Annotated in this window: 12 protein-coding genes; 10 read left to right on the plus strand and 2 right to left on the minus strand. The window is 72.1% G+C overall.

Annotation, left to right across the window (positions count from 1 at the left end; translation table 11 throughout):
* Positions 1 to 56 precede the first annotated feature (56 nt).
* The 3 genes from ACGFIR_RS29685 (at position 57) to ACGFIR_RS29695 (ending at position 3,928) form a co-directional block, all read left to right on the plus strand.
* Positions 57 to 2,405 carry a ComEC/Rec2 family competence protein gene (locus tag ACGFIR_RS29685; RefSeq protein ID WP_393148547.1) on the plus strand — a complete coding sequence of 783 codons (2,349 nt, stop codon included), beginning with the start codon at positions 57 to 59 and terminating at the stop codon, positions 2,403 to 2,405.
* Between the two features lie 123 nt (positions 2,406 to 2,528).
* Positions 2,529 to 3,506: a DNA polymerase III subunit delta gene (gene holA, locus ACGFIR_RS29690; RefSeq protein WP_393001492.1), complete on the plus strand. Its 978-nt coding sequence runs from the start codon at positions 2,529 to 2,531 to the stop codon at positions 3,504 to 3,506.
* Positions 3,503 to 3,928, plus strand: a complete 426-nt coding sequence (locus ACGFIR_RS29695; protein ID WP_393001494.1) for a hypothetical protein — start codon at positions 3,503 to 3,505, stop codon at positions 3,926 to 3,928. The genes holA and ACGFIR_RS29695 overlap by 4 nt, the downstream gene beginning before the upstream one ends.
* 189 nt (positions 3,929 to 4,117) lie before the next feature.
* Here the strand turns inward: ACGFIR_RS29695 and rpsT are convergent, their stop codons facing one another.
* Together rpsT and ACGFIR_RS29705 are read right to left on the minus strand one after the other, a co-directional pair.
* A complete protein-coding gene (gene rpsT / locus ACGFIR_RS29700) occupies positions 4,118 to 4,384 on the minus strand; it encodes a 30S ribosomal protein S20 (protein ID WP_393001496.1) in 267 nt (88 codons plus the stop codon).
* A 219-nt stretch (positions 4,385 to 4,603) separates the two neighbouring features.
* On the minus strand, positions 4,604 to 5,590 hold the full coding sequence (locus ACGFIR_RS29705) for a phosphotransferase family protein (RefSeq protein ID WP_393148549.1): 987 nt from the start codon (positions 5,588 to 5,590) through the stop codon (positions 4,604 to 4,606).
* 168 nt (positions 5,591 to 5,758) lie between these two features.
* Here ACGFIR_RS29705 and ACGFIR_RS29710 point away from each other — a divergent pair, with 168 nt between their 5' ends.
* From ACGFIR_RS29710 to ACGFIR_RS29740, 7 genes are all read left to right on the plus strand, one after another.
* Complete coding sequence (locus ACGFIR_RS29710) at positions 5,759 to 6,295, plus strand: DUF4240 domain-containing protein (protein ID WP_393001500.1); 537 nt, start codon at positions 5,759 to 5,761, stop codon at positions 6,293 to 6,295.
* A 169-nt stretch (positions 6,296 to 6,464) separates the two neighbouring features.
* A complete protein-coding gene (gene lepA, locus ACGFIR_RS29715; protein ID WP_393001502.1) occupies positions 6,465 to 8,342 on the plus strand; it encodes a translation elongation factor 4 in 1,878 nt (625 codons plus the stop codon).
* 334 nt (positions 8,343 to 8,676) lie between these two features.
* Positions 8,677 to 8,964, plus strand: coding sequence for a GlsB/YeaQ/YmgE family stress response membrane protein (locus ACGFIR_RS29720; protein WP_393001504.1), 288 nt, complete (start codon positions 8,677 to 8,679; stop codon positions 8,962 to 8,964).
* Positions 8,965 to 9,271: 307 nt separating this feature from the next.
* On the plus strand, positions 9,272 to 9,559 hold the full coding sequence (locus tag ACGFIR_RS29725) for a GlsB/YeaQ/YmgE family stress response membrane protein (protein ID WP_393001504.1): 288 nt from the start codon (positions 9,272 to 9,274) through the stop codon (positions 9,557 to 9,559).
* Positions 9,560 to 9,785: 226 nt separating this feature from the next.
* The gene (locus ACGFIR_RS29730) at positions 9,786 to 11,075 is read left to right on the plus strand and encodes a sugar ABC transporter substrate-binding protein (RefSeq protein WP_393148551.1); all 1,290 of its coding nucleotides are present in this window, start codon (positions 9,786 to 9,788) and stop codon (positions 11,073 to 11,075) included.
* Positions 11,072 to 12,058 carry a carbohydrate ABC transporter permease gene (locus ACGFIR_RS29735; protein ID WP_393001508.1) on the plus strand — a complete coding sequence of 329 codons (987 nt, stop codon included), beginning with the start codon at positions 11,072 to 11,074 and terminating at the stop codon, positions 12,056 to 12,058. The genes ACGFIR_RS29730 and ACGFIR_RS29735 overlap by 4 nt, the downstream gene beginning before the upstream one ends.
* Positions 12,055 to 12,912, plus strand: coding sequence for a carbohydrate ABC transporter permease (locus tag ACGFIR_RS29740; protein ID WP_393001510.1), 858 nt, complete (start codon positions 12,055 to 12,057; stop codon positions 12,910 to 12,912). Before ACGFIR_RS29735 ends, ACGFIR_RS29740 begins: the two co-directional genes overlap by 4 nt.
* The last annotated feature ends 23 nt before the right edge of the window (positions 12,913 to 12,935 follow it).

A 12,935-nucleotide genomic window follows, 5' to 3' on the forward strand; every position in this document is an offset into this window, starting at 1 on the left:
CGGTTGGCCCCGGGACGTCCGGCGTCGACGGCGGGGACGAGCGGGCCGCGGCGACCGTGGACCTGCGGCTGGCCGGCCTCGCGGTGGCCACCTGGCTCGCCGCGCTGGCCGGGCTGCACCTGACGGTGGGCGGGACCCTGCTCCTGGCGGCGGTGGCGGCCGGGGCGGCCGGGCTGGGCGCGCTGCACCTGTCGGGCGTCCTCGGGCGGCCGTCCGGCCCCGTCCGGCGGTACGGCTGGATCGCCGTCGCCGTGTTGCTCGGCGTGGTCTGCGGTGCGACGGCGACCGCCGCGCGGCTGTCCGTCCGCGACGCCGCACCGGTCCGCGCCCTGGTCGAGGAGCGGGCCCTCGTCACCGCCGAACTGGTCGTCCGCGACGATCCCCGTCCCGTACGCGGCGTCGCCGGGCGCCCGGCCACCCTGCTCGTACCGGCCGAGTCGACGGGATTCACCGGCCCGGACGGGCGACGGGTCGCCACGCCCGCCCGCGTGCTGGTCCTCGCCACCGATCCCGGCTGGCGGGGGCTGCTGCCCGGCCAGCGACTGACCGCCGAAGGACGGCTCGCCGCGCCACGCGGTGGCGACCTGACCGCGGCGGTGCTGAGCGCGGCCGGGCCGCCGGTGCCGCAGGGAGCCGCCCCGTCGCCGCAGCGGGCCGCCGGGTCGCTGCGCGCCGGTCTGCAACGCGCCTGCGCCCCGCTCCCCGACGAGCAGGGCGGTCTGCTGCCCGGCCTGGTGGTCGGCGACACGAGCCGGCTGCCGCCCACCGTCGAGGAGGACTTCCTCGCCACCGGCATGACACATTTGAACGCGGTCTCCGGCTCCAACGTGGCGATCGTCGTCGGCGCGGTGCTGCTGCTGGCCCGCTGGGCGCGGGCCGGCCCCTGGTTGGCCGTCGGGCTCTGCGGGCTGGCCCTGGTGGGCTTCGTCATCCTGGTGCGCCCCTCGCCGAGCGTGGTACGGGCCGCCACCATGGGCGCCATCGGGCTGGCCGCGTTGGCGGCCGGGCGTCCCCGGGCGGCGTTGCCCGCCCTCTCCGCCGGGGTCGTCGTGCTGGTGCTGGTGGACCCGGAGCTGGCCGGCGACGCCGGTTTCGCGCTCTCCGTGCTGGCCACCGGTGGCCTGTTGCTGCTCGCCCCGAGGTGGCGCGACGGGCTGCGTCGGCGCGGGGTGCCGGCCGGGCTCGCCGAGGCGTTGGCCGTGCCGGCGGCCGCGCAGCTCGCCTGCGCCCCGGTGGTGGCCGGGATCTCGGGCACGGTGAGCCTGGTGGCCGTGCCGGCGAACCTGCTCGCGGTGCCGGCCATCGCGCCCGCCACGGTGCTCGGCGTGCTGGCAGCAGCGGTGTCGCCGGTCTGGCCGGCCGGGGCGGAGTTCGTCGCGTGGCTGGCCAGCTGGCCGGCCTGGTGGCTGGTCATGGTGGCGCGGCACGGGGCGCGGCTGCCGGCGGGCACGCTGCCGTGGCCGGGTGGGGTGACGGGGGCGTTGCTGCTGGCCGGGCTGACCGTCGCGCTGCTGGTCGCCACCCGGCACCCGGTGGTCCGCCGGCTGGTGGCGGTGGTCGTCGTCGCGGTGGTGGCGGGGACGCTACCCGTACGGCTGGCGGCCCCCGGCTGGCCTCCGGCGGGCTGGGTGGTCGCCGCCTGCGCGGTCGGCCAGGGCGACACCGTGGTGCTGCCGGTGGCGGCCGGCCGGGCGGTGGTGGTCGACGCCGGACCCGACCCGGGGGCGGCCGACGGCTGCCTGCGCCGGCTGGGCGTACGGGAGGTCGCGTTGCTGGTGGTCAGCCACTTCCACGTCGACCACACCGGTGGCGTGGCGGGCGTGTTCCGGAACCGGGCCGTCGGCGCGGTGCTCGTCCCGCAGTGGTCGGAGCCCGCCGCCGGGCGGGATCTGGTCCACACCGAGGCCGCGGCGCACTCCGTCGACGTGGTGGCGGGTGCGGCCGGCTGGCGCTACCGGGAGGGTGCCGTCGAGTTCACCGTCATCGGTCCGCCCCGCCCGCTGCGGGGCACCCGGTCGGACCCCAACAACAACTCGTTGATGCTGCTCGCCACCGTCTCCGGCGTACGGATCCTGCTCGCCGGGGACGCCGAGACCGAGGAGCAGCGGGCGCTGCTGGACGACACAGCGCCGGGCGGGCTGCGGGCGGAGGTGCTCAAGGTCGCGCACCACGGGTCGGCCTACCAGGACCCGGCATTCCTGGACGCGGTCCGTCCCCGGATCGCCCTCGTGCCGGTGGGGACGGGCAACACCTACGGGCACCCCAATCCCGCCGTGCTCGGGCGGCTGGCCCGCGGCGGGGCGCGGGTGCTGCGTACCGACACGGAGGGGGACGTGGCGGCGGTGTGGGGTCGGGCCGGTCTCGGGGTGGTGACGCGGGGCACGTCACCGGGGCGACAACCCTAGAGATCGATGCGGATTCTCCGCTTTAGCGGTGGACTATGGTAAATGTCTGGATTTGCACTGAGTGCGGGCTCCGCAGTCGGAGTGGTCACGAGCAGACTGGATCCGGTCGCCGGCCGTGCGAATATGGGCGGCGTGACCGCCAGCCTCGCTCCTATTCTGCTCGTCCTCGGCGACGAGGAGTTGCTCGCCACGCGCGCGGTCACCGAAGCCGTGGCGAAGGCCCGCAGCGTCGACCCCGACGTGGACGTCCGCGAATACCAGGCCGGTGCCCTCGTGGTCGGCGAGCTCGCCGAGATGCTCAGCCCCTCCCTCTTCGGCGGGCGCCGGGTGCTGGTGCTGCGCGCCGGCCAGGACGCCCGCAAGGACCTGGTGGCGGCCCTGCTGGCGTACGCGAAGAACCCCGACCCGGACGTGCAGCTGGTCGTGCTGCACCTCGGCGCGGCCAAGGGCAAGGCGTTCGCCGACGGGCTGAAGGCGGCCGGCGCCACGGTGGTGCCGGCGGCCAAGCTCAAGGGGCACCGGGAGCGGGTGGCCTTCGTCCGGGACGAGATCCGCCGGGCCGGCGGGAAGTGCACCGACGACGCCGCCGAGGCGCTGATCGCGGCGGTCGGCAACGACCTGCGCGAGCTGGCCGCCGCCTGCTCGCAGCTGATGGCGGACACCGACGGCCGGATCGGCGCCGACACGGTCGCCCGCTACTACCGGGGGCGGGTCGAGGTGACCGGCTTCACCGTCGCGGACGCCGCCATGGTGGGCGACGTGCCGGCGGCGCTGGAGGCGCTGCGCTGGGCGCTGCACGTGGGCGTCGACCCGGTGCCGATCGCCGACGCGATCGCCGACGGCGTACGCACCGTGGCCCGGGTCGCGTCCGCCGGGCGGGGCGACCCCTTCCAGCTGGCGAGCACCCTCGGCATGCCGGCGTGGAAGATCAGGTCCGCCCAGCAGCGGGCCCGGGGCTGGACGCCCGAGGGCCTGGTCCAGGCGATGCGGGCGGCCGCCGAGTGCAACGCGGCCGTCAAGGGCGGCTCGGACGACCGCGCGTACGCGCTGGAGCGGGCCGTCTTCTCGGTCGCCGCCGCCCGGCAGGGCGGGGCGCGGTGAGCGGATCGCCCCGCGGCTCGTGGGCCACGATCCCCGCCGACGAGGAGCGTTACCGTCCGCTCTACGCGCGCGTGCTCGGGCTGCGCTTCGTCAACCCGGGCGGGGTGCTCTGCTTCCTCTTCTTCGAGGGCGCCGTCGCGCTCGCCGCGCTGCTGGCCCTCGCCGAGCTGGTCACCTGGTGGGCGGTGCTCGTCCTGCCCGCCACGGTCGCGGCGATGGTGAAGCTCAACGACATGGTGGCCGCGATGGTGATCCGGTCGGCCGCCCTCGTGCCCGAGCAGGAACGGGACCGCTTCCGCCAGCAGATGGAGCCCGTGGTCGGGCGGGCCAGGGTCGACTGGATCACACACGGCGTGTCCGCCCGGCAGACCGGCGACCTGCATGGCGTCGGTCCAGATCCTGGTGGGAAACGGCCCCGCTGAGGGCCCGTTCCTACCAAGACCGGGCGCGCAGCCGAGATCGGACGTCGGGCATGCCTCTGCGGACGCCGGGGCGACGCGTGCGGCCGGCACCGCTGGGCGGCCATCGCGCACATCCCGTACGCGGACACGCAGACAGCCGGAAGCCCCGGGTGCTACCCGGGGCTTCCGGTCAGGTCTGAGGTCGCCTCGTCAGGCGGAGAGCGACACCACGCGCTTGGCGATCGCCGACTTGCGGTTCGCAGCCTGGTTCGAGTGGATGACGCCCTTGCTGACCGCCTTGTCCAGCTTGCGCGAGGCCTCCCGCATGAGGACGGTGGCCTTCTCGACGTCACCGGCCTCAGCGGCCTCGTGGAACTTCCGGACGGCGGTCTTCAGCGACGACTTGACCGACTTGTTACGCAGCCGGCGCTTCTCGTTCTGCCGGTTGCGCTTGATCTGGGACTTGATGTTCGCCACGCGACAGCCTCGTCTTGATAGCTCGGGTTGGTCTGCTTCCGCGCGCGACGAGCATGCGTCATCGCTGCGCGAAGAGCCAGGTTACCAGGTCGCCCGGGACGAGCCAAAACGGCTCGGTCCCCGCCCTCGCCGACGGGCGGCCCGGTCAGGCCCAGCCCTGCCGAGGCAGGCGACGACCCTGCCCGGTGCCGGGGCGACACCCGGGCCGCACGGGTCCGGTCAGGTCCAGCCCTGCCGGCGGGCGAGCCAGCCGAGGGACTGCTCGCCGCTCCACCGCTGATGTGCCGGTAGGTGCGGCGACGCGGTCGAGGGCGTCGAGGCGGCGGTGGTGAGAAAGTAGCCGGACAGGGCGGCGAGGGTGGCGTCCAGCGCGTCGGGGGGCGCGCCCGCCGACGCCGGGTGCCGCGCGAAGAGCGCGTCGGCGTCCAGGCCGTCGGCGTACGCGGTGAGCAGCAGGGTCACCAGGTCGAACCAGGGCGGCCCCTGGCAGAGCCACGTCCAGTCGCAGAACCACGCCCGCCCCGCCCCGTCGATCAGCACGTTGTCCAGCCGCAGGTCGCCGTGGATCAGGCCGGTCGCGCCGGCGGCGTACGCCGGGAGGCGGGACTCCAACGCGACCAGCTCGGGCAGGCGGTCCCGGACCGGCGTGGGCAGCGGCGGTGCCGGCTCCCGGCCGGCGGCCACCTCGCCCCACCAGAGGATGTCGTCGCGGGCCAGGTCGGCGAGGTGGGGCGGCCCGAGCCCGAGCAGCCCCGCCGGGGCGGCGGCCAGCGCGGCGGCGACGTCGGCGTACCCGGTCAGGGTCGCGGTCAGCTCGGCAGGATCCCAGGGCAGCCGGGGCGTGTGCCCGTCGACGGCGTCCAGGCAGAGCGCGAACCAACCGGCCTCGTGCAGCGTCCACCGGGGGCGGGGCACCGGCAGCCCCGCCGGCAGCCGGTCGAGGATCGCGGCCTCCCGGGCGTACCAGTCGACCAGTCGCGGCTGCTCGGCGGTGGCCGCGGCCTTCACGAAGGCCCGGCCCCCGGCGGCGGTGTGGAGCACGGCGGCGAAGCCCCGGGTGAAGCCGGCCGCGGCGACCCGGGCCTCGACCACCGGCGCGCCCAGCCGGTCGCCGATGGCGGTACGCAGCGCCGCCGGCAGCGTCGCCCACCCCGGCCGGCGGGCGGTCGCGTGGTACGGCACGGGAGGCGGGGACGTCGAGGTCACGCCACCATGCTGCCGCTTCGCTGGGCCTGCCGTCGCGGCGATCTGCTCTCGCGCGTCGGAGCATGCCACCGGGGGTCGTCCGGCGGCCGTCGCGCCGCCGCCCGCGACCCGCCGGGGTGGTGCCGTGGCGGGGCGAGGTGGCGGCGCGGTCTGCCAGACTCCCAGGCCATGAGGACCGACGACTTCTGGCAGTTGATCGACCGGGCCCGGGCCGGCGGCGGGGGAGAGCCGCACGCGGTCGCCGCGCGGGCCGTCGCCCTGCTCGCCGAGCGCGACCCGGAGGACATCGTCGGGTACGCCCGCCACCAGGCGCGGGTGCTCTCCGCCTCGCACAAGGTCGACCTCTGGGGCGCCGCCTACCTGATCAACGGTGGCGTCTCCGACGAGGGCTTCCACCACTTCCGGGGCTGGCTGATGACCCAGGGCCGCGAGGTCTTCGCACGCGCCGTCGCCGACCCGGACTCGCTGGCCGGGCTGCCGCGGGTCAGGGCGGCCTCGCTCAGCGGCGAGGAGTTCTCGGCCGCCGAGATGCTGGCGGTGCCGTGGGACGCGTACCGCCTGGCCACCGCCGCCGAACTGCCGGCGGACCGCGAGCCGGCGCCGGTGCCCGACCTCAACGACTTCTGGGACTTCGACGACGAGGAGGAGGCGAAGCGGCGGCTGCCGAAGCTCGCCGCCCTCTTCGTCGAGCCCCCGGCCGAGTAGACCCGGCTGGGCCTCCGCCATCGGCGCGGTCCGGGGCTGGGCGGCTCCGCCAGGGTGGTCGCGGCGGTGGGGATCGCCCGCACAGCGGACGCGCGGCGGCGACGTGGGAGCATAGAGGGGGCCGGCGTCGTGCCGGCCCGCTCACGTCAGCCGACCAGAACGGACCGCTGTGCCACCGACGCTCGATTCCGGCGCGAACGCTCCTGGTGCCACCGACCCGGCGCGCATCAGGAACTTCTGCATCATCGCCCACATCGACCACGGGAAGTCGACCCTGGCCGACCGGATGTTGCAGCTCACCGGCGTGGTCGACCCCCGGCAGATGCGTGCGCAGTACCTCGACCGGATGGACATCGAGCGCGAGCGCGGCATCACGATCAAGAGCCAGGCGGTCCGGATGCCCTGGACCGTCCGCGAGGGCGACCGGGCCGGCGAGACCGCCGTGCTCAACATGATCGACACTCCGGGTCACGTCGACTTCACCTACGAGGTGTCCCGGTCGCTGGCCGCCTGCGAGGGCGCGATCCTGCTGGTCGACGCCGCGCAGGGCATCGAGGCGCAGACCCTGGCGAACCTCTACCTGGCGCTCGAGAACGACCTGCACATCATCCCGGTGCTCAACAAGATCGACCTGCCGGCCGCCCAGCCGGAGAAGTACGCCGAGGAGCTCGCGCACCTCATCGGTGGCGACCCGGCGGACTGCATCCGGGTCTCCGGCAAGACCGGCGAGGGGGTGCCGTACCTGCTCGACGAGATCGTCCGGCAGTTCAAGCCCCCGGTCGGCGACGCGGAGGCGCCCGCCCGCGCCATGATCTTCGACTCGGTCTACGACGTCTACCGGGGCGTCGTCACCTACGTCCGGGTCATCGACGGGCGGATCAGCGCCCGCGACCGGATCAAGATGATGTCCACGGCCGCCGTGCACGAGCTGCTGGAGATCGGCGTCATCTCGCCGGAGATGGTGAAGGCCGACGCGCTCGGCGTCGGCGAGGTGGGTTACCTGATCACCGGGGTGAAGGACGTCCGCCAGTCCCGGGTCGGTGACACGATCACCATCAACTCCCGGCCGGCGAAGGAGGCCCTGGGCGGCTACAAGGACCCGAAGCCGATGGTCTACTCGGGCCTCTACCCGATCGACGGCTCCGACTACCCCAACCTGCGCGAGGCACTCGACAAGCTCAAGCTCAACGACGCCGCGCTCGACTACGAGCCGGAGACGTCGGGCGCGCTCGGCTTCGGCTTCCGCTGCGGCTTCCTCGGCCTGCTGCACCTGGAGATCATCCGGGAGCGGCTGGAACGGGAGTACAACCTCGACCTCATCTCCACCGCCCCGAACGTGGTCTACCGGGCCATCACCGAGGACGGCCAGGAGATCGTCGTGACGAACCCCAGCGAGTATCCGACGGGCAAGATCGCCGAGGTGTTCGAGCCGGTCGTGCGCGCCACGGTGCTCACCCCGAACGACTACGTCGGCGCGGTGATGGAGCTGTGCCAGGGTCGCCGGGGCAGCCTGCTCGGCATGGACTACCTCTCGGCGGACCGGGTGGAGCTGCGCTACACGCTGCCCCTCGCGGAGATCATCTTCGACTTCTTCGACCAGTTGAAGAGCCGCACCAAGGGCTACGCCTCGCTGGACTACGAGCCCTCCGGGGAGCAGGCGTCCGACCTGGTGAAGGTCGACATCCTGCTGCACGGCGAGCCCGTCGACGCGTTCAGCGCGATCGTGCACAAGGACAAGGCCTACAACTACGGCGTCACGATCGCGGCGAAGCTGCGCAACCTGATCCCGCGCCAGCAGTTCGAGGTGCCGATCCAGGCGGCGATCGGCAGCCGGGTGATCGCCCGGGAGACCATCCGGGCGATCCGCAAGGACGTGCTCGCCAAGTGCTACGGCGGTGACATCAGCCGTAAGCGCAAGCTGCTGGAGAAGCAGAAGGAGGGCAAGAAGCGGATGAAGATGGTGGGCCGGGTGGAGGTTCCCCAGGAGGCCTTCATCGCCGCGCTCTCCTCCGACTCCGGCGACGCCAAGGCGCCCGGCAAGAAGTGATGCGCCGCCGGTGCGCCGGCGGCTGACGGCGTACGACGGCCGGCGCCCCGGCCGGGCTGCGGACCCCTCGACGGTCCCCGCCCGGCCCAGGGCGCCGGCCGTTCGCGTCGGGGATTTTTCCGGCCCGTCCGCTCCCGGACCCCGGCCGCCGATCGAAGGGCGCCACCTGCGGTGATGATCGCCCGGGGTGGTCGGCGCGCGGCCAACCATTGATGTGCGACGTCGTCTCTCGTCGGTCCAGCCGGTTTGGTTTTTCGGTGGGTCGGGAACTTAGCGGTCACGACAGGAACACCACAGACCGTGGATCTGATTGTTTTTGAAGGAGGAGGGCGACGTGGAGCTCACCGTTTGGGGCATCATCACTGCGCTCGTCGTTGGTCTTATCGTCGGTGCTCTGGGTCGCCTGGTCGTGCCGGGCCGCCAGAACATGCCGATGTGGCTGCACATGCTGATCGGTGTGGGCGCCGCGTTGCTGGGTACCGTGCTGGCTCGGGCGATGGGTATCGCGACCGAGACCGCCGGTATCGACTGGGGCGAGCTGCTGGTGCAGGTCGTGCTGGCTGCGATCGCCGTGGCGCTGGTCGCCGGTGTGGGTCGTCGCCGCAGCGTCACCCACCGGTAATCGTCGTACCGCTTCGACGGGCGTCCGACCGACAGGTCGGGCGCCCGTTCGCGTACGCGGGGTCGGGGGAGACCTCCGGTGTCCGATGTGGTGGGCCGGCGGGTGCCGAGGTGTCCCGGACATCCCGTCGTTGCGGGGGCGTCGCGTCGGCGCACCCCGGGCGAAAGGGCCTCCGCTGCCGGGAGTCCGCGACTCGAAAGGGTGTCCCGGAAAGTCGGTTTGGTTTTTCGGTGGGTCGGGAACTTAGCGGTCACGACAGGAACACCACAGACCGTGGATCTGATTGTTTTTGAAGGAGGAGGGCGACGTGGAGCTCACCGTTTGGGGCATCATCACTGCGCTCGTCGTTGGTCTTATCGTCGGTGCTCTGGGTCGCCTGGTCGTGCCGGGCCGCCAGAACATGCCGATGTGGCTGCACATGCTGATCGGTGTGGGCGCCGCGTTGCTGGGTACCGTGCTGGCTCGGGCGATGGGTATCGCGACCGAGACCGCCGGTATCGACTGGGGCGAGCTGCTGGTGCAGGTCGTGCTGGCTGCGATCGCCGTGGCGCTGGTCGCCGGTGTGGGTCGTCGCCGCAGCGTCACCCACCGGTAATCGTCGTACCGCTTCGACGGGCGTCCGACCGACAGGTCGGGCGCCCGTTCGCGTACGCCGGGATGGTCCTGGTCTGAGTGGTTCCACCCTCGCGTCGACCGGCGCGTGATCAATCCGTTGCGGTACCGTCGCCTCTCCTTGGCCGGCCACCACTGTCGTAAAGGAAATTTACGTACTAGGGTGCGGCGGAGAAGGTTAGTGCCAAGCGGCGCGAGGGAGATGTGGCGTGAACAGGTGGAAGCGGCTGGCCCCGGTCACCGCCGTCGTGGCCTCGGCCGCGATGGTCCTGGCCGGTTGCGGTGGCTCCGATGACGACAAGGCTGCCGACAACAGCAAGCTCACGGTCTGGATGATGGGCGAGGGTAGCGAGGCGCAGACCAAGTTCCTCGACGGCGTCGAGGCCGAGTTCCGGCAGAAGCACCCGAACACGGACGTGGTGGTCCAGTACATCCCCTGGCTCGAGGCGCCGAAGAAGTTCCAGGCCGCCCTCGCCGGCGGTGAGGGGCCGGACATCACGGAACTGGGCAACACCGAGACCCAGGGCTGGGCGGCGCAGGAGGCCCTGGCCGACGTGACCGACCGGATGAACGGCTGGACCGAGGGCAAGGACCTCCTCCCCGACCTGGTCAAGAACGCCCAGCTCGACGGCAAGCAGTACGGCGTGCCGTGGTACGCCGGTGTGCGCGGGATGTACTACCGCACCGACTGGTTCGCCGAGGCGGGCGTGAAGCCGCCGACCAACTGGGAGGAACTGGTCGCGGCCGCCAAGACCGTGCAGGCCAAGAAGCCCGGCACCTACGGCCTCGCGCTGCCCGGCAACTCCGAGCTGCCCTTCTACTCGTTCCTCTGGGGCGCCGGCGCGGAGATCGCGACGCAGCAGGGCGACTCGTGGAAGTCCGGCTACAACACGCCCGAGGCGCAGAAGGCCGTCAAGTTCTGGACCGACCTGGTGACCGTGCACAAGGTGGCCCCGCCGGCCGCCGCGGGCTGGAACGAGATCGACGCCCGGACCCAGTTCGCCACCGGCAAGGCGGCGATGGCCTTCGGCGGTAGCTGGCAGCAGGGCGCCATCAAGAAGGACAACCCCGAGATCGAGAAGGTCTGGGGCACGTTCCCGATCCCCGGCCCGGACGGCAAGCCGGCGCCCGCCTTCGCCGGCGGCTCCGACATCGCCCTCTGGAAGGACAGCGAGCGGCAGGACCTCGCCTGGGACTACCTGACCGTGCTGCTGAGCAAGAAGAACGACCAGGCCTTCGCCGACAGCCTCGGCTTCTTCCCGGTCTACAAGGACCTGGTCGGTGGCGACAAGTACGCCAACGACAAGATCATGTCGGCGTTCGCCACGACGATGCAGAACACCAAGCTCACGCCGCTCACCCCGAAGTGGGTGGAGGTCAGCCGTACCAAGACGGTGACCCAGGCGATGAACAGCTCGGTCATCAAGGGTCAGAAGACGGTCGAGAAGGCTACCGCCGACGCGGCCGCGGAGATGGAAAGCATCCTCAACTCCAAGTGACCACGCTGACCGAGGCGCCGGAGACGGCCGCCGCGCGGAAGACCTCCGCGCGGCGGCGTCGCCGGGTCGACCGCCTGCCGTACCTGCTGCTCCTGCCCTGCCTGGTGATCATCGGCGTGCTGCTGCTCTGGCCGCTCGGCCAGGTGGTGGTGATGTCCTTCCACCAGCTCAACAACGTCCGCCAGTTGCGCGGCGACCGCGAGTGGCCGTGGGTGGGCTTCGGCAACTACGCCGAGATCCTCAGCGATCCGTTCTTCCTGACGGTGCTGCGCAACACCGTCCTCTTCGCCGTGGCCAACGTCGTGCTCACGATGGTCCTGGGCACCCTGGTCGGGCTGCTGCTCAACCGGCTCGGCAAGCGGATGGCCGCCTTCGTGGCCAGTTGCGTGATGCTCGCCTGGGCCACCCCGGCGCTGACCGGCACGATCGTCTGGAAGTGGATCTTCGACGACACCAGCGGCCTGGTCACCTGGTTGTTCAACGCGCTGCCCGACGGGCTGTCGCAGAGCCTCTTCGGGCGCAGCGACTGGACGGGCTACGGCTGGTTCAACTCGCCGCTGCTGTTCTTCACGATCCTGACGCTGGTGGTGGTCTGGCACTCGTTCCCGTTCATCGCGGTCAGCGTGCTCGCCGGCCTGAAGAGCGTGCCGAGCGAGCTGCACGAGGCGGCCCGCGTCGACGGGGCCGGGCCGTGGAAGGTGTTCTGGAAGATCACCTTCCCGCTGCTGCGGCCGGTCTTCGGCATCCTGATCGTGCTCTCCACCATCTGGGACTTCAAGGTCTTCACCCAGCAGTTCGTGCTGGCCGGCGGTACGCAGGACCGGCCGACGTTCATGCTCTCCATCTACTCGTACGCGGAGGCGTTCTCGCCCCCACCCAAGTACGGTCTCGGCGCCGCGATCGCGGTGATCCTCACCCTGATCCTGCTGGTGGTGACCGGCCTCTACGTCCGCATGGTGCTCAAGCAGGAGGAGGACGCGTGACGCGACGCGGAGGCGGCGGGGGCGCGAAGCGGCTCGCCCTCAACGGCGCGGGGCTGCTGGTGGCGCTCTTCGCCGCGTTCCCGGTCTACTGGATGATCGCGACCTCGCTGAAGCCGAGCTCGGAGATCTTCTCGTCGACCCCCCGGCCGGTGCCCGCCGAGCCGACCCTGGAGCACTACCGGCAGATCCTCACCGGGAACCTGATCCCGGGCGTCACCTTCGCCGACTTCTTCCTCAACAGCGCGCTGGTGGCGGTCTCCACGGTGGTGCTCAGCGGCCTCGTGGCCCTGCTGGCCGCCACCGCGGTGGCCCGGTTCCGGTTCAAGCTGCGCACCACCTTCCTGATCATGCTGCTGGTGGTGCAGATGATCCCGCTGGAGGCGCTGGTCATCCCGCTGTTCCTGATGATCCAGCGGCTCGGGCTCTACAACACCCTGCCCAGCCTGATCCTCACCTACCTCGGCTTCTCGCTGCCCTTCGCGGTCTGGATGCTGCGCGGCTTCGTCGCCGCCGTACCCAAGGAGCTGGAGGAGGCCGCCGCGATCGACGGGGCCAGCCGGGCGCAGACCTTCCGGAAGGTCCTCTTCCCGCTGGTGGCACCCGGACTGGTCGCCACCAGCATCTTCTCCTTCATCACCGCCTGGAACGAGCTGATCTTCGCGCTCACCTTCATCAACGACCAGGAGAGCTACACCCTGCCGGTCGCGATGACGTTCTTCTTCGGCCGTGACGACACCGCCTGGGGCCCGGTGATGGCCGCCTCCACGCTGTTCACGTTGCCGGTGATCGTCTTCTTCCTGCTGGTGCAGCGGCGGATGGTCTCCGGGCTCGTGGCCGGAGCCGTCAAGGGCTGAGGACCGGGCTCACGCCGGCGGCG

This window comes from Micromonospora sp. NPDC049051, assembly GCF_043197575.1.
GTDB lineage: Bacteria > Actinomycetota > Actinomycetes > Mycobacteriales > Micromonosporaceae > Micromonospora.

Coding starts and splice junctions, on each gene's coding strand:
- holA (WP_393001492.1), top strand. CDS start 2,529: ATGGGCGGCGTGACCGCCAGCCTCGCTCCTATTCTGCTCGTCCTCGGC.
- ACGFIR_RS29710 (WP_393001500.1), top strand. CDS start 5,759: ATGAGGACCGACGACTTCTGGCAGTTGATCGACCGGGCCCGGGCCGGC.